General features: G+C 72.4%; 19 protein-coding genes and 1 pseudogene. 12 read left to right on the forward strand and 8 right to left on the reverse strand.

Annotated features, from left to right (window positions below; translation table 11 throughout):
• Positions 1-46: 46 nt before the first annotated feature.
• The gene (locus V6U90_RS02525) at positions 47-991 is read left to right on the forward strand and encodes a Ppx/GppA phosphatase family protein (protein WP_334430916.1); all 945 of its coding nucleotides are present in this window, start codon (positions 47-49) and stop codon (positions 989-991) included.
• 77 nt (positions 992-1,068) lie between these two features.
• The gene (locus V6U90_RS02530; RefSeq protein ID WP_334430917.1) at positions 1,069-1,875 is read left to right on the forward strand and encodes a sugar phosphate isomerase/epimerase family protein; all 807 of its coding nucleotides are present in this window, start codon (positions 1,069-1,071) and stop codon (positions 1,873-1,875) included.
• Positions 1,876-1,970: 95 nt separating this feature from the next.
• On the opposite strand, the gene V6U90_RS02535 is transcribed toward V6U90_RS02530, so the two are convergent.
• The 3 genes from V6U90_RS02535 to V6U90_RS02545 are packed head-to-tail and all read right to left on the reverse strand — an operon-like array spanning position 1,971 to position 4,004.
• Positions 1,971-2,534 (reverse strand): CGNR zinc finger domain-containing protein, encoded by a 564-nt coding sequence (locus V6U90_RS02535; protein ID WP_334430918.1) that lies wholly within the window; start codon positions 2,532-2,534, stop codon positions 1,971-1,973.
• A gap of 18 nt (positions 2,535-2,552) precedes the next feature.
• Complete coding sequence (locus V6U90_RS02540; protein WP_334430919.1) at positions 2,553-3,719, reverse strand: glutathionylspermidine synthase family protein; 1,167 nt, start codon at positions 3,717-3,719, stop codon at positions 2,553-2,555.
• A gap of 3 nt (positions 3,720-3,722) precedes the next feature.
• Positions 3,723-4,004 carry a hypothetical protein gene (locus V6U90_RS02545; protein WP_334430920.1) on the reverse strand — a complete coding sequence of 94 codons (282 nt, stop codon included), beginning with the start codon at positions 4,002-4,004 and terminating at the stop codon, positions 3,723-3,725.
• Positions 4,005-4,188: 184 nt separating this feature from the next.
• Between V6U90_RS02545 and V6U90_RS02550 the strand changes: the two genes are divergently transcribed.
• Positions 4,189-5,109 carry a proline dehydrogenase family protein gene (locus tag V6U90_RS02550; protein WP_334430921.1) on the forward strand — a complete coding sequence of 307 codons (921 nt, stop codon included), beginning with the start codon at positions 4,189-4,191 and terminating at the stop codon, positions 5,107-5,109.
• A 6-nt stretch (positions 5,110-5,115) separates the two neighbouring features.
• On the opposite strand, the gene V6U90_RS02555 is transcribed toward V6U90_RS02550, so the two are convergent.
• Entirely contained in the window at positions 5,116-5,922 is an 807-nt protein-coding gene (locus tag V6U90_RS02555) for a TetR/AcrR family transcriptional regulator (protein WP_334431171.1), read from the reverse strand.
• Positions 5,923-5,992: 70 nt separating this feature from the next.
• Here V6U90_RS02555 and V6U90_RS02560 point away from each other — a divergent pair, with 70 nt between their 5' ends.
• From V6U90_RS02560 to V6U90_RS02585, 6 genes are all read left to right on the forward strand, one after another.
• On the forward strand, positions 5,993-8,278 hold the full coding sequence (locus V6U90_RS02560) for an excinuclease ABC subunit UvrA (protein WP_334430922.1): 2,286 nt from the start codon (positions 5,993-5,995) through the stop codon (positions 8,276-8,278).
• Positions 8,279-8,372: 94 nt separating this feature from the next.
• Positions 8,373-9,638, forward strand: a complete 1,266-nt coding sequence (locus V6U90_RS02565) for a hypothetical protein (RefSeq protein ID WP_334430923.1) — start codon at positions 8,373-8,375, stop codon at positions 9,636-9,638.
• Between the two features lie 321 nt (positions 9,639-9,959).
• Positions 9,960-10,169 carry a helix-turn-helix domain-containing protein gene (locus tag V6U90_RS02570; protein ID WP_208816666.1) on the forward strand — a complete coding sequence of 70 codons (210 nt, stop codon included), beginning with the start codon at positions 9,960-9,962 and terminating at the stop codon, positions 10,167-10,169.
• A gap of 220 nt (positions 10,170-10,389) precedes the next feature.
• Complete coding sequence (locus V6U90_RS02575; protein ID WP_007465623.1) at positions 10,390-10,491, forward strand: 30S ribosomal protein bS22; 102 nt, start codon at positions 10,390-10,392, stop codon at positions 10,489-10,491.
• Positions 10,492-10,611: 120 nt separating this feature from the next.
• Entirely contained in the window at positions 10,612-11,685 is a 1,074-nt protein-coding gene (locus V6U90_RS02580; protein ID WP_334430924.1) for an NAD-dependent epimerase/dehydratase family protein, read from the forward strand.
• Positions 11,686-11,909: 224 nt separating this feature from the next.
• Positions 11,910-12,746 (forward strand): lysophospholipid acyltransferase family protein, encoded by an 837-nt coding sequence (locus V6U90_RS02585; RefSeq protein ID WP_334431172.1) that lies wholly within the window; start codon positions 11,910-11,912, stop codon positions 12,744-12,746.
• Positions 12,747-12,792: 46 nt separating this feature from the next.
• Here the strand turns inward: V6U90_RS02585 and V6U90_RS02590 are convergent, their stop codons facing one another.
• From V6U90_RS02590 to V6U90_RS02605, 4 genes and pseudogenes are all read right to left on the reverse strand, one after another.
• On the reverse strand, positions 12,793-13,941 hold the full coding sequence (locus V6U90_RS02590) for a hypothetical protein (RefSeq protein WP_334430925.1): 1,149 nt from the start codon (positions 13,939-13,941) through the stop codon (positions 12,793-12,795).
• Positions 13,938-14,813 carry an HAD family hydrolase gene (locus V6U90_RS02595; protein ID WP_334430926.1) on the reverse strand — a complete coding sequence of 292 codons (876 nt, stop codon included), beginning with the start codon at positions 14,811-14,813 and terminating at the stop codon, positions 13,938-13,940. Before V6U90_RS02595 ends, V6U90_RS02590 begins: the two co-directional genes overlap by 4 nt.
• A gap of 290 nt (positions 14,814-15,103) precedes the next feature.
• Positions 15,104-15,979, reverse strand: a pseudogene (locus tag V6U90_RS02600) (DUF5667 domain-containing protein); the annotation flags it as partial.
• Positions 15,980-16,227: 248 nt separating this feature from the next.
• Positions 16,228-17,229 carry an ECF subfamily RNA polymerase sigma factor, BldN family gene (locus V6U90_RS02605; protein ID WP_334430927.1) on the reverse strand — a complete coding sequence of 334 codons (1,002 nt, stop codon included), beginning with the start codon at positions 17,227-17,229 and terminating at the stop codon, positions 16,228-16,230.
• A 420-nt stretch (positions 17,230-17,649) separates the two neighbouring features.
• Here V6U90_RS02605 and V6U90_RS02610 point away from each other — a divergent pair, with 420 nt between their 5' ends.
• From V6U90_RS02610 to V6U90_RS02620, 3 genes are all read left to right on the forward strand, one after another.
• Positions 17,650-19,269 carry an AMP-binding protein gene (locus tag V6U90_RS02610; protein ID WP_334430928.1) on the forward strand — a complete coding sequence of 540 codons (1,620 nt, stop codon included), beginning with the start codon at positions 17,650-17,652 and terminating at the stop codon, positions 19,267-19,269.
• Complete coding sequence (locus V6U90_RS02615) at positions 19,259-19,513, forward strand: glutaredoxin family protein (RefSeq protein WP_334430929.1); 255 nt, start codon at positions 19,259-19,261, stop codon at positions 19,511-19,513. The genes V6U90_RS02610 and V6U90_RS02615 overlap by 11 nt, the downstream gene beginning before the upstream one ends.
• Before the next feature lie 85 nt (positions 19,514-19,598).
• Positions 19,599-20,249 carry an HAD family hydrolase gene (locus V6U90_RS02620; RefSeq protein ID WP_334430930.1) on the forward strand — a complete coding sequence of 217 codons (651 nt, stop codon included), beginning with the start codon at positions 19,599-19,601 and terminating at the stop codon, positions 20,247-20,249.
• Positions 20,250-20,522: the final 273 nt, after the last annotated feature.

Genomic DNA, 20,522 nt, shown 5'->3' on the forward strand with positions numbered 1-20,522 from the left:
AGGTTCCGGCCGGCTGGCCGCACGATTGGGCCTTAGGGTGGCCCACATGCGACTGGGCGTGCTCGACGTCGGATCCAACACCGTGCATCTGCTGGTGGTCGATGCCCACCACGGTGCCCACCCCTGGCCGGCCCGGTCGGTCAAGGCGGTGCTCCGGCTGGCGGAGCAGATCGGCCCGGACGGGGCGCTGACCCGGGCCGGTGCGGATGCGCTGGTGGAGGCGGTGACCGCAGCCCGCGCGTCGGCGGTCGAGTTGTCCGCCGACGACCTGATCGCGTTCGCGACCTCCGCGGTGCGCGACGCCACCAACGCGCCCGAGGTGCTCGCCCGGGTTCGGGACGAGACCGGGGTACGCCTGGAGGTGCTCACCGGTGCCGACGAGGCGCGGCTGACGTTCCTGGCGGTCCGCCGGTGGTTCGGCTGGTCGGCGGGTCGGCTGCTGGTGCTGGACATCGGCGGTGGCTCGCTGGAGATCGCGGCTGGTGTCGACGAGGAGCCGGCGGTGGCGGAGTCGTTGCCGCTGGGCGCCGGGCGGCTGACCCGGGACCGGCTGCGGGTGACGCCGGAGACCGACGCGCCGCCGTCGGCCCAGGCTGTGCAGGAGCTCCAGGAGTACGTCGAGAGCCGGCTCGATCCGGTGGTGGAGCGGATCACCGAGGTCGGCTGGGAGCGACCGGTCGCCACCTCGAAGACGTTCCGCACCCTGGCCCGGTTGGCGGGTGCCGCGCCCTCGGGAGCCGGGCTCTGGGTCGGGCGCAGCCTGTCGAGGACCGGCCTGCGGCAGGTCACCGGCTTCATCCGGCACATCCCGCCGAGCCAGCTCTCCGAACTGGAGGGGGTCGGTGCCGGGCGGGCGCACCAGTTGCTGGCCGGGGCGGTGGTGGCCGAGGCGGTGATGCGCCGGCTCGGCGTGGAATCGCTGGACATCTGCCCGTGGGCGTTGCGGGAGGGGGTCATCCTGCGCCGGCTGGACCAGCTCGAATCCGCCTGACCCATGGTGGGGGAATATGAGTCTTTTGTCGCCTTTTGCGGGGGTGGTACTCGCCGGGCCGGGCTACCCTGATATACGTGACTTCCCCTGCCCCCGTACTCCTCTCCAGCTCCTCGGTCTTCCCGGAGCCGACGGCGGCGGCCTTCCAGCTGGCCGCCGCGCTGGGCTACGACGGCATCGAGGTGATGGTCTGGACCGACGCGGTGAGCCAGGACGCCGGCGCGCTGCGCGGTCTCGCCGCGCACTACGGCGTACCGGTGCTCTCGGTGCACGCCCCCTGCCTGCTGGTCACCCAGCGGGTGTGGAGCCCGGACCCGTGGGAGCGGCTGCGGAAGGCCGCCGAACTGGCTGAGACGCTGGAGGCGCCGACGGTCGTGGTGCACCCACCCTTCACCTGGCAGCGCGACTACGCCCGGTCCTTCGCCGACGGCATCGGCCGGGTCGCCGACCGGTTCGGCGGCCTGCGGTTCGCGGTGGAGAACATGTACCCGGTCCGGATGGCCGGCCGGGAGTTCGTCCCCTACGTCCCCGGCTGGGACCCGACCGACACCGGGTACGACGCGTACACCCTCGATCTGTCGCACTGCGCCGCCTCGCACACCGACTCGATGGAGATGGCCGACCGGATGGGCGCCGGCCTGGCCCACGTGCACCTCGGGGACGGCACCGGTGAGGGGCGCGACGAGCACCTCGTGCCGGGCCGGGGCAACCAGCCCTGCGCCGAGCTGCTCTCCTCGCTCGCCGGTCGGGGCTTCACCGGGGCGGTCGCGGTCGAGGTGGCCACCCGCCGGGCGAAGAGCCGCGCCGAGCGTGAGGCGGATCTGCGCGCCGCGCTCGACTTCGCCCGCGAGCACCTGGCCACCCCGACCCCGGTCGACGCCTGACCCCGCCCGTCAATCCGTGACAGAGCAGGGCCCCGTCGCGGGGCCCTGCTTCCGTCGTGGGGAGCGTGCCGGTCCCGCCGCCGGGGCAGTACCGGTCAGCTCACCGGGGCGAGGGACGGCGGCTGGGCCTGCTCGATGACCGCCGCCCGCTTACGGGCCCGGTGCGCGGCCACGTGCGACCGGGTGGCGCACCGCTCCGAGCAGAACCGCCGGCAGCAGTTCGACGAGGTGTCCAGGTAGACGTTGCCGCACCGCTCGTCGGCGCAGACCCCGAACCGGGCGCTGCCGTACTCGCAGAGCCAGACCGACAGGCCCCAGACCGCTCCGGCCAGGTACTCCGCGCTCACCGAGGCACCCCGGCTGGTCACGTGCATGTGCCAGTCGCTGGAGTCGTGCCCGGAGATCCGGGGCTGGACCGGGTACGCCTCCAGCAGTGCGTTCAGCTCCGCGACCGCGTCCGCGTCCCGGCCCGAGGTGCCGTACTCGAAGATGTCCCGCAGACGCTTCTGCGCCCGGCGGAAGATGGCCAGATCCCGCTCGGCCACCTCGTCCCGCATCCAGGCGTGCTCGTCGGGGAAGAGGGACCGCAGGTCGTCGAGGTCGTCCAGGCGGGCGTTGACGAGGTCAACGCCCGTCCGGGCGTACGCGTCGAAGTTCACACTCCAACGGTAGACGACTCACGCCTGTCGCGGTGCGTCGATGTAATGGGGGAGGAATCGGGCGTACCCGTCGGTGATGAGGCCCGGACTCTCCCGGATCCCGGCCCCGGCCGACTCCCCGCCGACCACCCAACTGCCCAGCACCACCCGGTTGCCGGCGAACTCCGGCAGCGGATGGAACTGCTGGTAGCACCAGCCCTCCTCGCCGTAGATGCCCGGATTGCTGATCTCCTCGGCGCCGGTGACGATCCGCACCGAGGCGCCCTCCCGGCCGAGCAGCGGCTTGACGACGTACTCGGTCATGCCCCGGGGGGAGTCCAGGTAGGCGGGGAGCAGATAGGGGTGGTCGGGGTACAGCTCCCAGAGCACGGCGAGCAGGGCCTTGTTGGAGAGCAGCAGCTTCCAGGCCGGTTCGATCCACGTGGTCGGCGTACCCGGCTCCACCGCCAGCCGGCCGTACGGCTCGGCCAGCATCCACTCCCAGGGGTAGAGCTTGAAGCAGGTGGTGATCGGCTGGTCCGCCGCGTCCCGGAACCGCCGGCCGTCCCAGCCGATGCTCAGCATCGGGATCAGCTTGGCCTGTAGCCCTGCCTGCCGGGCGGTCTCGGCGAGGTACCCGGCGGTCATCTGGTCCTCGCCGGACTCCTCCTCGTTCGACCAGGCGACGTGCACCAGCGGGTCGTGCAGCCCCTTGCCGATCTTGCGCCAGGTCTCCACCAGCCGCTCGTGCAGGCTGTTCCACTGGTCGCGGTCCGGGTGGGTGTCCTCCAGCCAGAACCACTGGATGATGCCCGCCTCGACCAGCGAGGTCGGGGTGTCCGCGTTGTACTCCAGCAGCTTCGGCGGCCAGCTGCCGTCGTAGGCGAGGTCGAAGCGGCCGTACAGGGTGGGAGGCTGTTCACGCAGGGACCGGGCCACCGCCTCAGTCGCCCAATCCGGGATGCCGAAGTCCGCGTACCGGTTGCGGGCCACCACGTGCTCGGCGGCGGCCACCGCCATCCGGTGCAGCTCCTCGGTCGCCTCCTCCAGCCGGTACACCTCGTCCAGCTCGAAGGCGTACGCGGCGGTCTCGTCCCAGTACGACATCACCTCGCCGTCGGGCAGCTCGGTGTCGACGTAGATCAGCCCCTGCTCTCCGACGGTGCTGTGCCAGTCGGGGCGGGGGGTGACGGTGACCCGGCGCACCGGTCAGCCGCCACAGGAGGCGAGGTGGGTGCCGAAGCCACCCCGCTCGGGGACGACGGCGGCCGCGTCGGCGCCGGACGTCCCGGTCGTCGTGCGCGTGTCGACCGTCGGTACCTGCATGGCGACGACGACGGTGTCGCCGCCACCGAGCGGACCCATCGCGCAGTCGTCGTCATCGTCGTCGTCGGATGTCATGTTGCAACCGGAGAGGGCGAGCGCGAGTGCGGTCAGGGCACCGAGTTGCACGGTGGCCGACCGCAGTCGGCGCCGGGGGTGTTGTTCCACGTGAACGTTGTAGCTGACGGATGCCAGTCTGTCCCTCCCCCGGAAAGCCTGTAAGGAAGGGCCCCTTCCTATCGTTTTCGGTATAGGAAGGGCCCCTTGTTAACATCTGCCCGGGTGCGGGAGACCCGTACTGCGTGCCGCTGCCGCACGGCGGGCCGGGGTTGTGGGACGTTACGCTCGGCTCATGCTCCGTTCGGTCATTCTCGCCGCCTCCCGGTCATCCCGGGTCGAGCGGCTCGTCGAGACGGCCCCCTACACCCGGGACGTCGTCCGCCGGTTCGTCGCCGGCACCGGCACCGACGACGCGCTGCGCGCAACCCGCGAGCTCGTCGCCGAGGGCCTCACCGTCACCCTCGACCACCTGGGCGAGGACACCGTCAACCCCGAGCAGGCCGACGCGACGCGGGACGCGTACCTCACCCTGCTCGCCGCGCTCTCCGCCGCCGGGCTCACCCCGGCCGCCGAGGTCAGCCTGAAGCTCTCCGCCCTCGGGCAGATGTTCGACGAGCAGCTGGCCTACGAGAACGCGCAGGCGATCTGCGCCGCCGCAGCCGAGGCAGGCACCACGGTCACCCTGGACATGGAGGACCACACCACCACCGACTCGACGCTGGACGTCCTGGCGAAGCTCCGCGAGGACCACCCGGGTACCGGCGCGGTGCTCCAGGCGTACCTGCGGCGTACCGAGTCCGACTGCCGTGACCTGGCCGGCGCCGGATCCCGGGTACGGCTCTGCAAGGGCGCCTACCGGGAGCCCGAGTCGGTGGCGTACCAGTCGGCGCGTGAGGTGGACAAGTCGTACGTCCGCTGCATGAACATCCTGATGTCCGGCGACGGGTACCCGATGCTGGCCACCCACGACCCACGGCTGATCGCGATCGGCGAGGACCGGGCCCGCTGGTTCGACCGGGGACCGGACCAGTTCGAGTTCCAGATGCTCTACGGCATCCGCCCGGAGGAACAGACCCGGCTGGTCGGCGAGGGGTACACCGTCCGGACCTACGTCCCGTACGGCACCCAGTGGTACGGCTATCTCATGCGCCGGCTCGCCGAGCGCCCCGCCAACCTGGCCTTCTTCGGCCGGGCGCTGGTCTCCAAGAAGTAGCGGCGGTCACCGCTGGTCGGTCGGGGTGGCCCGCCGGGCCGCCTCGATCCCGTCCAGCAGCACGGTGAGGCCGCTGCGGAACGTCTCCCAGGCCTCCTGCTCCAGGTAGGGCCTGGTCTCGTCGTCGAGCTGGAAGGCGCCCTCGGTCTCCATGCTGCTGACCATGGGGAACCGTTCGGCGAAGTCCGGCGCGACCTCGGTGAGCAGGGCCGAGCGGGCGTACCACCACTCCTCGTCGCTCAGGCCGGTGGCGGACGCGGCCTGGCGGGCCTCGGCCACCGTCTGCGCGGTACCCCGGATGAACTGGAACAGCGCGCTGATGATCCGCCGCCGGGCGTTGGCCGGCAGTCCGGTGCCGTGCATGATCCCGGCCACCGTCTCCAGCATTGCGTACTCGTGCGGGCCGAGCACCGGGCGGGCCTGCGAAACCTGGAGCACCCACGGGTGGCGCAGGTAGAAGCCCCACAGGTCCTCGGCCCAGGCGGTCAGGCCGGCCCGCCAGCCGCCGTCGGTGGGGTGGTCGGTGGCCAGTTCGGCGTGGATGCGGTCGTACATCAGGTCCAGCAGTTCGGCCTTGTTCGGCACGTAGGTGTAGAGCGCCATCGCGGTCCGGCCGAGCCGCTCACCCACCGCGCGCATGGAGAGCCCGGCCATGCCGTGCTCGTCGGCGATGGCGATGGCCGCGTCCAGGATGACGTCCACGCTCAGCCCGGGCCGTGGTCCGGGCGCGGTCCGCGCGGTGGCGACCGAGTCGGGGGTACGCCAGAGCAGGGTCATCGAACGCCGAGGATCGCCCTGGCCCGCGAAGACCACCAACTTGCAACTCCTTACAGCGTAAAGTAACGTGGCGCAGCTAACTCTTTACTGCGTAAGGATATCAGCCATGGAACTCGCCCCCGCCAGCCGCCCGATGGCGGCGGACAGCCACGACGTGATCGAGATCCGGGGCGCCCGGGAGAACAACCTCGCCGACGTCTCGCTGGACATCCCCAAGCGCCGGCTCACCGTCTTCACCGGGGTCTCCGGTTCCGGCAAGTCGTCCCTGGTCTTCGGCACCGTCGCCGCCGAATCCCAGCGGCTGATCAACGAGACCTACACGGCCTTCATCCAGTCCTTCATGCCCAGCCTCGGCCGACCCGACGTGGACGCCCTGCGCAACCTCAGCGCGGCGATCGTGGTCGACCAGGAGCGGATGGGCGCCAACTCCCGGTCCACGGTCGGCACCGCCACCGACGCCCACACCATGCTGCGGATCATCTTCAGCCGGCTCGGCACCCCGTACGCCGGCACCTCGACCGCGTTCAGTTTCAACAGCCCGGAGGGCATGTGCCCGACCTGTGAGGGCCTGGGTCGGGTCTCCGACGTCGACATCGACGAACTCGTCGACCGGGACCGCTCGCTCAACGAGGGCGCGATCACCGCGCCGAACTTCCACCCCGGGAGCTGGTACTGGTCGAGCCTGGCCCACTCCGGCCTGGTCGACCCCGACGTCAAACTGCGCGACTACACCCCCGAACAGTGGGCCGACCTGCTGCACCGGCCGCCCACCAAGATGAAGATCGGCGGCACGAACGTCACCTACGAGGGCCTGCTGGTCAAGGTACGACGGCTCTACCTGGCCAAGGACCGGGAGTCGATGCAGCCGCACATCCGCGCCTTCGTCGACCGTGCGGTGTGCTTCACCCGCTGCCCGGACTGCGCCGGCGCCCGGCTCAAACCGGCCGCACTGGCCGCCCGGATCGCCGGTCGCAACATCGCCGAGTGCGCGGCCATGCAGATCACCGATCTCGCCGAGTTCGTCCGGCGGATCGAGGACCCCTCGGTGGCGCCGCTGCTGGCCACCCTCCGGGACACCCTGGACTCGCTGGTCGAGATCGGTCTGGGCTATCTCAGCCTGGACCGGGAGTCGGCAACCCTCTCCGGGGGAGAGGCGCAGCGGGTCAAGATGGTCCGGCACCTCGGCTCCAGCCTGACCGACATCACCTACGTCTTCGACGAGCCCACCGTCGGGCTGCACCCGCACGACATCCAACGGATGAACGAACTGCTGCTCCGGCTGCGGGACAAGGGCAACAGCGTACTGGTGGTGGAGCACAAGCCGGAGACGATCATGATCGCCGACCACGTGGTCGACCTCGGGCCGGGTGCCGGTCCGGACGGCGGCCGGATCTGCTACTCCGGCGACGTGGCCGGGCTGCGCCGCTCGGGCACGCTGACCGGCCGGCACCTCGACCACCGGGCCACGCTCAAGCCGGAGGTCCGCAAGGCACAGGGGGAGCTGACCATCGCCGGGGCGAACCTGCACAACCTGAAGAACGTCACCGTCGACATCCCGCTCGGCGTCCTGACCGTGGTCACCGGGGTGGCCGGCTCGGGCAAGAGCTCCCTGATCCACGGCGCGCTGCCCCGGCGGGAGGGCGTGGTCGTCGTCGACCAGTCGGCGATCCGGGGCTCCCGGCGCAGCAACCCGGCCACCTACACCGGCCTGCTCGACCCGATCCGGACCGCGTTCGCCAAGGCCAACGGGGTGAAGGCCGCGCTGTTCAGCGCGAACTCCGAGGGGGCCTGCCCGAACTGCCGGGGCATCGGGCTGGTCTACACCGACCTGGCCATGATGGCTGGCGTGGCCACCGTCTGCGAGCAGTGCGAAGGGCGGCGGTTCACCCCCGAGGTGCTCACCTACACGCTGCGTGGCCGTACCATCAGCGACGTCCTGGTCATGTCCGTCACCGAGGCCCGGGACTTCTTCCCCGGCGGCCCGACCCGGGCGATCCTGAACCGGCTGGCCGATGTCGGGCTGGGCTACCTCGGTCTCGGCCAGCCGCTCACCACCCTCTCCGGAGGTGAACGGCAACGCCTCAAGCTCGCCATCCACATGGCCGAGAAGGCCGCCACGTATGTGCTGGACGAGCCGACCACCGGGCTGCACCTGGCCGACGTCGACCAACTCCTGGCCCTGCTGGACCGGCTGGTCGACGACGGCAACACGGTCATCGTGATCGAGCACCACCAGGCGGTGATGGCGCACGCCGACTGGCTGATCGACCTCGGACCGGGGGCCGGGCACGACGGCGGCCGGATCGCCTTCACCGGTACGCCGGCGGACCTGGTGGCCGAGGCCGACACGCTCACCGCCCGGCACCTGCGTGAGTACCTGAAGGGTCGGTGACCCGGGCCGGTACCGGTGAACGCCACGACCCGGCCGGCCGTGGGCGGCGGCCGGCCCGTTCGCGTGGTGACCCACGGCGTCGTAGGCTCCGGCGGTGACCGGGGCTGACCAGGTATCGCGGCCACGCCGGTGGTGGCCGCTGGTCGTCGCGCTGGCGGCGGTCGCCGCGCTGCTCGGTGCCGTACTGCCGACCGCCCTGCTGGCCGGTCCCGACGCCGGCTCCCCGGAACCGGCGGCCAGCCCGCGCCCCGGTGACCCACCCGCCGTCGCCGCCCGCTGGCTGGGCCAACGGATCGGCGAGGAGTTGGACCGGCAGGCCGGCGCGTTGCTGCGCGGCGACGAGGCGGGCTGGCTGGCGGTCGCCGCGCCGGCCGCGCTGCCCGACCTGCGCCGCCGGTACGCCGCGCTGCGCGCGATGCGGATCAGCGTGTGGCAGGCGGAGCCGGTGGGCGTCCCGGAACCCGTCGACGGCCAGCCGGGGCAGTGGCAGTTGCGGGTGGTGCACCGACACTGCTTCGTCGACCCCGACTGCCCGCCCGCCCGGGTGCAGGTGGAGACCCGGTGGCGGGCGGTGGACGGGGTACCCCGCCTGCTGGCCGTCGACCCGGTCGGCGGAACCACCGGCAACCGGCCGTGGGAGGTCAGCGAGCTGGCCGTGACGGTCGGCGACCGGACCCTGGTGGCGACCACCCCCGCACTGCGCGGGCGGCTACCCGTGCTGCTCCGGGCAGCGGAGGAGGCCGCCCGGACCGCCGACCGGTACGCGGTCGGGGCCCCGCCCGCCCGGTACGTCGTCTACTACGCCGGGGCGGGGGAGTGGCGGCGCTGGTTCGGTGGTGGCCGCGCCGAGTGGACCGCCGGCTACGCGGTCTCCACCGGAGGTCGTCACGAGGTCGTGCTCAACTCGGTCGGGTTGCGGGACAGCTTCGCCGACGACCTACTGCGCCACGAACTGACCCACGTCGCCTCGCTGCCGTCCCGGGACTCCTCGGCCGACGAGACCTGGTGGCTGGTGGAGGGGCTGGCCGAGCTGGCCGGTGCCGGTGGCCGGCCGGTGGCCCGGTACCAGGAACTACCGGAGGTGCGGCGGCTCGTCACCGGCGACTGGAACGGCCGACTCGACGGCGTCGCGCCGGCCGCCGGGGCCGGGGCCGACCGGGTCGCCGCCGGCTACGGCATCGGTTACCTGGCGGTACGCCACCTGGCGCTGCGGTACGGCGAGCAGCGGCTGGTCAGGTTCGTCCGGGAGGTGCTGCACGAACGGCGGACCCTCGACGAGGCCGCCCGCCGAGCGTTCGGCGAGCAGTGGGCGGTGTTGCACGAGGAGTGCGCGGCCGCCGTCCGTGCTGCCGTGGCCTGAGATCAACACTGCGGACCGACCTGAGATAGTGGATCCGCTCCCAGCGCGGAGCCCCGGTCCGCGTCCGGAAGTGGCCCGGGGCACCCGTCCGGTGGCTCCGGTGGCGCCGCCGGAGCCACCGGACGCCCTCCGCGTCGGGCGGCACTCCCGGGGAAAGGCCGACACGCCGATTTTGCTGCTGATTCGTTATCAATTGCAGGAAGGGATCGCGCCGGTCACAGCCGTCCCGTTACCGTACTGGTAACACGCGCGTTGCCCGCCGTCGACGTGGGTCATCCCGTCCGGCGGCCCGCGCCGGGGATGGGATGGGGTCGGTGAGCCATGGCCGGGTCACAGTCCGACGGTCGGCTGTCGGAGGTCAGGTTCCTCACCGTTGCTGAGGTGGCGACGGTGATGCGGGTGTCCAAGATGACGGTCTACCGGCTGGTGCACTCCGGTGAGCTGACCGCGGTGCGGGTCGGCCGGTCGTTCCGGGTGCCCGAGCACGCGGTGCACGAGTACCTCCGTGGGGCGTTCCAGGAGTCCGCCTAGGAGGTGCCCGGACCGACGTCCCGGACCGGGGCGGATCGGGCATCGACGGGGGCGCGTTGGTCCTGCTGATACCGGGCGGCTACCCTGGACCGCGACCGTGACCGCACGCCGGTGCGTCCGACACCCACCAGGCAGGTCCGGTCCGTTGTCCAGATCGGTTGCCGGCGGCACCCAGAGTGTGCGCCGGCCCGACCCGCACGTTGCATCGAAAGGCTGTCGTATGGGCTCGGTGGTCAAGAAGCGCCGCAAGCGCATGGCTAAGAAGAAGCACCGCAAGCTGCTGCGCAAGACCCGCGTCCAGCGTCGCCGTCTCGGCAAGTGACCGGTGCCGGGCGGCTGCCCGGCACCGGACTGCACTTGCCATCTGTCGACCCTCGGAGGCCCAGGTGATGCGGACGCGGCGACGCGGGCCCGTCCAGGGCCCGATGTCGGGTTGTGCGCGATGACCCCCGGTGGCACCTCGGGTGCTCCGGGGGTCGTCGTGGTGACCGGCGTCAGCAGATATCTGGGCGCACACGTCGCGGCCCGGTTGGCGGCCGATCCCAGGATCGGCCGGGTGATCGGCCTCGACCCGGCGGACCCGGCACCGGAGTTCGCCATCCTGCTCGACCGGGTCGAGCGGGTCCGTGTCGACATGGCCTCCGTCGGCCCGCTCATCGACGACCTGGGCGCCGACGTGGTCGTCCACCTCGCCCTGGTCACCGCACCGGACCGGCAGCACGGGGGCCGGATGGCGATGAAGGACCAGAACGTCATCGGCACCATGCAGTTGCTCGCCGCCGCCCAACGGGCATCGCGGCTACGCAAGCTGGTCGTCCGTTCCTCCACCGCCGCGTACGGCGTGTCGTTCCGGGACCCGGCCGTCTTCACCGAGGAGACCGAGCCCAGGGAGGTCCCGCGCGGCGGTTTCGGCCGCGACATCCTGGACATCGAGGGGTACGTCCGGGGCTTCCGCCGACGTCGCCCCGACGTGACCGCGACCGTGCTCCGGTTCGCCCCGTTCATCGGCTCCACCGCCGACACCACCCTCACCCGGTACTTCTCCCAGCCGGTGGTGCCCACCGTGCTCGGCCGCGATCCCCGGTTGCAGTTCGTGCACTTCGACGACGCCCTTGAGGTCCTGCACCGGTCGGTCGTGGAGGAGCACCCGGGCACCTACAACGTCGCCGGTCCCGGTGTGCTCAACCTCTCCCAGGCGATCCGCCGGGCGGGCCGGATCGGCGTACCGGTGCTCGAACCAGGACTCTCCGGTGCCGCCAGCGTCGCCCGCACCCTCGGCTTCGGGCGGTACGGGTTGGACCAGGTCGACCTCTTCGTGCACGGTCGGGTGGTGGACACCACCCGCCTGATCGAGGAGTACGGCTACACGCCGCGTACCACCGCCGCCGCCTTCGACGACTTCATCCGCGCCCACCGGGGCGGGATCGTGGTCACCCGGGACCAGCTCGCCGCTGCCGAGCAGGCCGTCCTCGACGGCATCCGGCAGGTCCGGGCCAGCGTGCGGGAGCGGTCGTGAGCGCGGTGCCGGGCAACAGCAACGGCAACGGCCGGCCGGGACGGGTGCCCCGGTTGCTGGTACCCCTGGACGCCCCGGCGGGCGGGCCGACCCCGGCCACCCCGGCGGCCGATCCGGCGTCGGAGGATCCGGGCCAGCCGGCCCCGGTGGGCGAGCCGACCCCGGCCGGAGCAGCCCAGCGCAACGGGCACCGGCCGGCGCCCGTACCGGCCGACCCGCCGGACATCTGGGACCGTCGGGTCGCCACCGGCCTGGCGTTCCTGCGGCGCCGGCTCTCCGGCGAGTACGAGGTCGACGAGTTCGGTTTCGACCAGGAGTTGACCGACCAGTTCTTCCACCCGCTGCTGCGGCTGCTCTACCGGGACTGGTTCCGCACCGAGGTGTTCGGGCTGGAGCACGTACCCGACGACGGCCCCGGCCTGGTCGTCGGCAACCACTCCGGCACGGTGGCGCTGGACGCGCTGATCCTCTCCGCAGCCCTGCACGACCGGCACCCGGCCCGGCGCTACCTCCGGCTGCTCGGCGCTGACCTGGTCTTCCGGATGCCGTTCGTCTCCGAACTGGCCCGCAAGTCCGGTGGCACGGTGGCCTGCAGCCCGGACGCCGAGCGGCTGCTGCGCGGGGGTGAGCTGGTCGGGGTCTTCCCGGAGGGCTTCAAGGGCATCGGGAAGCTCTACTCGGAGCGCTACAAGCTGCAACGCTTCGGGCGGGGCGGGTTCGTCTCGGCGGCGCTGCGCACCGGCACCCCGATCGTTCCGGTCGCCATCGTCGGTGGCGAGGAGATCTATCCGATGCTCGCCGACATCAAGCCGCTGGCCCGGCTGTTGAAACTGCCCTACTTCCCGGTGACGCCGACCTTCCCCTGGCTCGGGCCGCTCGGCATGGTGCCGCTGCCCAGCAAGTGGCTGATCCAGTTCTGCCCACCGATCCCCACCGCCCACCTGGTCGACTCCGCCGACGATCCGATCGTCGTGTTCAACCTCGCCGACCAGGTCCGGGAGACCATCCAGCAGACCCTGCACCAGCTGCTCGAACGCCGGCCCGACCCGTTCGGCCCGTGATCCCCGGGGATGTCCTGCGGGGCACGGTCCGCTCCGCGCGACACCCCTAGCCGAGGCTGCGCAGATCCAGGACGTGCCAGGCGGCGGTCGCGTCGGTCCCGGTCGACCACCAGAGCATCCCGTCCCGGCTGGCCACCATGCCCACCCCGTCGGCCACGGTCACCGTCTGCCGACGCGCCAGGTCGTAGAGGCGGAGCTGCTGGGTGCCGGTCGCCGTACGTTGCGCGTCGGCGAGGACCAGCACCTCGAACCGGTCCTGCACCGCCACGTCGAGGACGGCTGCGGTCGCCTCCCCGCCGGCCACCCGTTGCCGGTCCGAGCCGTCCGGCCGCATCAGCTCCAGCCGCCCCGGCCCCGTCCCGGCCAGTACCAGCACCCGGCACCAGACGGGACCGCAGGTGACCAGCTCGTTCCCGCCGGCCGGTACCTCGGTGACCGTCCCGGCCTCCAGATTGCGCAGCCGTACCGGCCCGTACTCCCCGCTACCCGCGCTGACCAGCCACGGCCAGGCCGACAACGCCCAGGCACCCGGCTCGGTACGCACCGACACCGGCCCGCCGGTCAGCGCCACCGAGCGCACCTCGGTCGCCGGAGCGGGATCCGGCGCCACCGCGAGCCAGTACAGCCGACCCCCGTTCAGCACCAGGTCGTACTGCGAGTTGAACAGCACCAGATCACCGGTGTCGGTGGTCAACCGTCGGGCCGGACCACCGCCGGCCAGGTTCACCGTCCACAACTCGGTACGCCCCCGACCCTCTTCGTCCCCGGTCGACTCGGACCAGGCCAGCTCGTCACCGGCCCGGGTGAACCCGCCGTACTGCGGACTCCGGTCGACCGGCAACCGGCGCAGCTCCCGGGTGGCGCCGTCGGCGGCCCGGAACAGCAGCCGCAGTTGGGTGCCGTCCGGGCTGGCCGCGGTACCGACCGAGGCGCCACCGTCCAGGACGTACCCCGGGGTGTATGCCGGCCCGTCGGCGACCCCGGCCGGTAGGTCGAACCGGCGGGCCTGCGGCCAGACCTGCTCCGCCGCCCCCGGTGGGCGGGGACCGGCCGGCTGCGGGGCGGTGACCGGTGACGACGCGAGTAGACCGGCACCGGCGGCCAGCGCGGCGGCCAGCCCGACCAGGGCGCCGAGGCGGCGTGGCCGGCGGCCGGGTGCGGGGGCGGAGCGGGTGGGGGTGGTGGTGACCGTCATCGGGCGAGCCGGCGCCGACGCAGCGCCAGCCCGGCGGTGACCGCACCGGCCAGCAGCCCGGCGGCGGCGGTCGACGGCACCGCGATCCGTGCCGCCTTGCGACCGGTCCGGAAGTCGCGCACCATCCAGCCGCGCAGCCGGGCCTCCCGTAGCAGCACCGAATCCGGGTTGACCGCCACCGCCCGGCCGACGGCCGAGAGCATCGGCAGGTCGTTCGCCGAGTCGCTGTAGGCGACACAGCAGGACAGGTCCAGCCCTTCGACCTCGGCGAGCTGCGTCACCGCGTCCGCCTTCGCCGGGCCGTGCATCAGATCACCGACCAGCCGGCCGGTGTACGCGCCGTCGATCACCTCGGCGACCGTACCGATCGCGCCGGTCAGGCCGAGTCGCGCGGCGATCACCCGGCCGATCTCCACCGGAGCGGCGCTGACCAGCCAGACCCGCTGCCCGGCATCGAGGTGGGTCTGGGCCAGGGCGCGGGTACCGGCCCAGATCCGGGGAGCCATCAGCTCGTCGAAGATCTCCTCGGTGAGGCGCTCCACGTCCTCGACCCGCCAGCCCTCGACGAAGGCGAGCGCCGTCTCCTTGGCATGCGACATGTCACCGGCGTGCTCGTACGCCAGCAACCGGAACCGGAGCTGCTGCCATGCGAACCGGGCCAGATCACCGGCGGTGAAGTAGTCCCGGGCGGCCAGCCCGCGCGCGAACCAGTAGATGGAGGCGCCCTGCATCATGGTGTTGTCGATGTCGAAGAAGGCCGCGGCGGTGGGGTCGGTCTCGGCCGGCGCCGGAGGGGCCAACTCCGTCGGCGCCCAGCCAGCGGTGTGACCGTGTACGTCGGTACTGACGGTCACCTTTCGGAAGCGGCCCACCACGCACCGACCTCCCTCCGCTCGACGACCGCGACGCGTGCCTCAAGGGAGAGTAACCGGCTGATCCGGCTCCCCGGAGCGCGCCCGGAAAGCCGTGGCGTGCGTCAACCGGCCGGTCGGCCAATCTCCGGCTTACCGGCGTCCGGCGCCACCTGGGTCGGCACCACGGTGGGGAGGACGACCGGCGGTTGGGCCGATTCGGTGGCCCGGGTCGGCGCCGGCTGCCGGGTCGGCTCCGCCGGACGGTTCCCCTCCACGGGTGCGGGCACCGACGGCTGGTTGGTGGTCGGCCGGCTCTCCGGGCAGGAATGCGGCTGAGGGCCCAGCGAGTCGGAGCGGACCGATCGGGGAGCCCGGCAGGCCAGGGCCGTCCGGAGCCCGTCCGACCGCCGGCCCGCCGCATCGAGCAGAGCGAGCGAGTCGGCCACCCGGTCCCGCTGGGTACCCGACCCGCTGTCGAGCAACCGGGTCACCGCCCGCCGCTGGCCGGCGAGGAACGTGTTGATCGCGTCCAGGGCGGCATTGTCGGCCCGCTGCACCGCTGCTGCGGTCAGCAGGCTTACGCCCTGGCGGGTGTCGGCGTCCATGTCGTTGAGCACCGAGACGAACCCGGCCGGATCACCGCGCAGCGCCTCCGCCTCGGCGAGCCGGTTCCGGGCGAAGTCGAGGAAGAGCTGCCCCCGGCTGAGATCCGAGCTGGCCAGCGCCAGCTGGGCCCGCTCGGTGGAGCGCTTCATGCCGTACAGCGCGTCGCCGGGGACGGCGTTCTCGCTGGCGGCGGAGATGCCGGAGACCGCGATCGCGCCGACGGCGACGCCGACCAGGATCGCGCCCCGGGCCCGGGCCCGCTGACCGGTGAGTGCACTGGGGATCAGGGCACGCGGAGCCCTGGTCGGGACCGGCGGCGCCGGGACGGTCTCCGGTGTGCCGTCGCCGATACCCTCGCGTACGGCTGTGGCGACGAGCATCGCCCGCAGACTCGTGCGGAAGTCAGGGTCCGGGCCGTCGCTCGGTGCCGCGTCCCGGATCCGCTGTCCGATAGCGACGAGTCCGGCAAGGTCGTCGTCGACCCTGGAACGGACATGGTGTCGCCGGCCGCCGTTGGCTTCGTCGAGAAGTTGCGCGAAGCGCTCGGCGCGCCGGCGGGAGAAGACGAACCTGTCCACCGCCGGCACCTCCTCTCGCTGGTTACGGCCCTGACAAGGGCCGTCGTTGCCGGCGGAGGGCGGCGGGCACCGGCGCGCGACAGTCGTAGCCGGATGGGCCGCCCGGTCCGCCGGGCCCGGGGGGATGCCGAGGCAACCACCGGTCGCATCCGGACAAACGCGTGGTGGCCCACACCGGTTACGGCTCAGTAGGCGACAGAACTACCGGGAGTGGCTCCGGTCACGATGGCCGGAGGGCGCCGGGAAGGTCACGGCTGGAAGCCGTCCGGCAGGAGCCGGGCGAGTGCCCGGACCGCGCGGTACTGGAGGGCCTTGATCGCGCCCTCGTTCTTCCGCATCGCCCGGGCCGTCTCGGCCACCGAGAAACCCTGGAGGAAGCGGAGGACGATGCACTCCTGCTGCTCCGGGTTGAGTTGCTTGACAGCGGCGAGCAGGGCCACGTTGGTGATGTGCTCGACCACGGCCGCTTCCGGGCTGCCCTCCGGCCCACGGTCCTCGCGGTCGGCGTCGAGGACGTCGCCGGTGGTCACCTCCAGCCGGTACCGGCCGGACTTGAAGTGGTCGGCGACCAGGTTGCGGGCGATGGTGACCAGCCAGGCCCCGAGATCCCGCCCCTGCCAGGTGAAACTGCCGATCCGCTTGAGGGCGCGGAGGAAGGTGTCCGAGGTGAGGTCCTCCGCGAGTTGCCGGTTGCCGACCCGGAAGTAGACGAAGCGGAAGACGGTGTCCACGTACCGGTCGTAGATCAGGCCGAACGCCTCGGCCTCGCCGGCCTGCGCCCGTTCCACCAGGGCCCAGACCTCGGTCGCCGGATCGGAAGGGTCGGGACGGCTCGGGTAGTTGGTGGTGGGGCCGCTGTCGGAGCCGGCCGGTCCGCCGGAGGCCGGCTGACCGCCGGGGTCACTGACCGCCGGCAGGACCGCCGTCTCGGTCTCCGCCGGCTCGGCGACGACCGGATGGTCCGTCGGTCGGCCCTGGTTGGGGCGACCCTGGGTCGGCATCGTGGGCCGGGCCGGCATGGCCAACCTGCTTCCGCCACCGGGTGTCCTGACGTTGCCGCCCGGTGCCGCAGGTCGGGGCGGCGGATCGTTGTGGTGCGGGCGGCCGCGGAGCCCACGGGGCGCTCCGTCACCGCGTACCGCGAGACTGAGCATGTCGTCCAGGGACGTCCGGAGCAGCGCGAGCCCGTCGTCCAGGGTGTGCCGGGCGGACCGCCCGCCCGGTTGCTCGGCGTACCCGTGGGCGGTCACCGGGACGCTCCAGCCTGGTCGCCGGTCGGCGCGCCCCGCCACGGTCCCGGGTCGGGCGTCGCGGAACGCGGCGCCGCCCCGGTGTGGTCGGGCACGACTCGATCCGGGTACGCCGCTGCGCGGCGACCCGTGAGGTGCTGATCCAGTGCGCTTGACGGCACGGCGGCCTCCTCGGGCTGAGGGGTGTCGACTCACGGCAAATGGGGTGAGCCGACCCGAGTGATGATAGGGCCAACGTCACCCTTGTGTGGCAAGTCCGTTACACAGAGCGGAAGTATTTCCCGGGTCGGCGCACCGGTGCCGCACCCGTTGTCCGTCGTCGACAACGAACATTCCTCACCGGACCGAAGGGCCGGTGTGAAGGTTTTTGACAGCCACGGCGTAGTCGGCCGGTGGTCGGCTGTGCCAGACTCAGCGACCGTGCAGGACGCATGCAGCATCCCATCGTCGACCCTCGCCGACCGGTTACGCCACGCGGCAACCGGGCAGGGTGACCGGCCCGCGTTGCACTGGCGCGGGGTGACCCTCACCTGGGCGGAGTTCGACGCCGCCGTGGACAGCGTCGGCCACGCGCTCCGCGCCGCGGTGACGCCCGGTGGTGACGTGCCGCCCCCCGACTCCCCCGGGTTACCCGCCCGGGTGGCGATCGCCCTGCCCAACACCCCGGACTTCGCGGTGGCCTTCCTCGCCGTGCTGCGCGCCGGTCTCGTCGCGGTACCGGTCAACCCCGAGCTGACCGCCCCCGAGCTGCGGCACGTCCTGGCCGACTCGGGCGCCGCCGTGCTCCTCTGTACCGCCGAGGTTGCGGACCGGGCGTCCGCGATCACCGCCGACCTGCCCGGGCCGCTGGCCGTGCACACCACCCTGCCGACCCACCCCGGGGTACCGGGGACCGTCCACCCGGGCCGTTCCGGGGAGGACCTGGCGGTACTGCTCTACACCTCCGGCACCGAGGGACGGCCCAAGGGGGCCATGCTGACCCACCGGGCGCTGCTCGCCAACCACGAGCAGATCGACCGGATCGAACCGCCGGTGGTCGGCCCGGACGACACCGTGCTGCTCGCCCTTCCGCTCTTCCACGCGTACGGGCTGAACTCCGGGCTCGGTGCGGTGGTGTACCACGGGGCGACCGGGCTGCTGATCGACAGCTTCGACCCGGCCGGGTCCCTCGCCGACATCGCGCGGCACCGGGTCACCGTGCTCGCCGGCGTACCGTCGATGTTCCTCGCCTGGCCGGCGCAGCCGGACCTGGCCGGGGCGCTGGCGTCGGTCCGGGTGGCGGTGTGCGGCGCGGCCCCGCTTCCGGTGCCGACCGCGGCCCGGTTCGTCGAGGCCGCCGGACGCCCGGTCGGCGTCGGGTACGGCCTGACCGAGACCGCTCCGGTGCTCACCTCCACGCTGGTCGGTGGACGGTTCAAGCCCGGCTCGATCGGCACCCCGATCCCCGGCGTCGAGCTGCGGCTGGTCGGTACCGACGGGGTGGACCTGTGGCGGGACGGGACGATCGAGGCCGAGGCCGACACGGATGGGCCGGACCTGGCGTTCTCGTCGCCCGGCACGGATCCGGGTGAGATCGTGGTACGCGGGGCGAACCTCTTCTCCGGGTACTGGCCGGACGGGCGGGGCGGCCCCGATCCCGACGGCTGGTGGGCCACCGGGGACATCGCCTACGCCGACGGCGAGGGCGACCTGTTCCTGGTCGACCGGCTCGGTGAGCTGATCCTGGTGAACGGGTTCAACGTCTACCCGCACGAGGTGGAACTGGTGCTCCAGTCCCACCCGGGGGTGGTGGAGTCGGCGGTGCTCGGGGTGCCGTACCCGCGTACCGGGCAGAGTGTGCGGGCGTACGTGGTGCCGGCACCGGACAGTACGGCGAGTGAGGCGGACCTGCTGGCGCACTGTGCCCGCAACCTGGCCCGGTTCAAGTGCCCCACTGCGATCGACTTCGTCGACACGCTGCCCCATTCGGTGATCGGCAAGGTACGCAAGCGGCTGCTCCCGGCGGCCCGGACCGGTACGGAGGTGCCCGATGGCGACTGAGCCCCGACTGACCCTGATCACCCGGCAGGGCTGCCACCTCTGCGACGACGCGCGGGCCGCGCTCGACCGGGTGGCGGCGGTCACCGGCGACCGGTGGACCGAACTGGACATCGCCGACGACATCGAGCTGGAGCGCGAGTACGGCGACCGGCTGCCGGTGGTGCTGCTGGACGGCAAGGAGCACGGCTACTGGCGGGTGGAGGAGGACCGGCTGCTGCGGGACCTCACCACCCCGCTGCTCTGACGGCGCCGACCCCCGATGTCGTCGGTGACGTGAACCCGGTCCGCTGGATTGCCGTCGACGGGCCCGGGCTCGGTATGGTCCGGCCATGACTCCGGTACGCCCCCACCTTGTCTGGGACTGGAACGGCACGCTGCTCAACGATCTGAGCCTGGTGGTCACCGCCACCAATGCGGTCTTCGCGCACGTGGGTGGCCCGACGGTCACCGCCGAGGAGCACCGGACCCGGTTCCGTCGCCCGATCGCCGACTACTACGCCGAGGTGCTGGGCCGAGCGGTCGACGACGAGGAGTTCGGCCGGCTCGACCGGGTCTTCCACGACGCGTACCGCACCGGGCTCACCACCTGCCAGTTGGCGGAGGAGGCCACCGAGGCGATGCGGTCCTGGCCCGGCAGCCAGTCCCTGCTCTCCATGTGGTTCCACGACGAGCTGGTACCCACCGTCACGACGTACGGGCTGGACGGGCACTTCACCCGGGTCGACGGATTGCGGGCGGCGGTCGGCGGCGACCGCAAGGCGGCCCACCTGGAGCAGCACCTGGCCGGGTTGGGGCTGGACGGCCGTTCGGTGGTACTGATCGGTGACTCGATCGATGACGCTGACGCGGCCGAGGCGGTCGGCGGGCGGTGTGTGCTCTACACCGGCGGGTTCACCGATCCGGGCCGGCTGCGTGCCTCGGGGCGGCCGGTCGCGGACACCCTGACCGAGGCGGTCCGCGTGGCCGCCACCCTGCCCTGATCCGCCCCCTCCCCGGGTACCCACCCCATCCCGTCCCCGCCCCACCCCGCACCGGCCCACCGGACCGGCCCATCCCGTCCCACCCGCACCGGCCCACCCGCACCGGCCCACCCCGCCGGACCCGGGTTGATCATGAAGTTAATGACGACAAAACGGGCACCGGCCGGCGATAACTTCATGATCAACCCGGGTTGGGGGTTGCAGGGGTGGTCTGGGCGGCGTCAGCAGGGGGTTTTCGGCCACACCGGGCGGCGGTGATTGGCGAGAGAAGTC

The sequence above is a fragment of the Micromonospora sp. CPCC 206060 genome (genome assembly GCF_036906895.1).
Taxonomy (GTDB): Bacteria; Actinomycetota; Actinomycetes; order Mycobacteriales; family Micromonosporaceae; genus Micromonospora.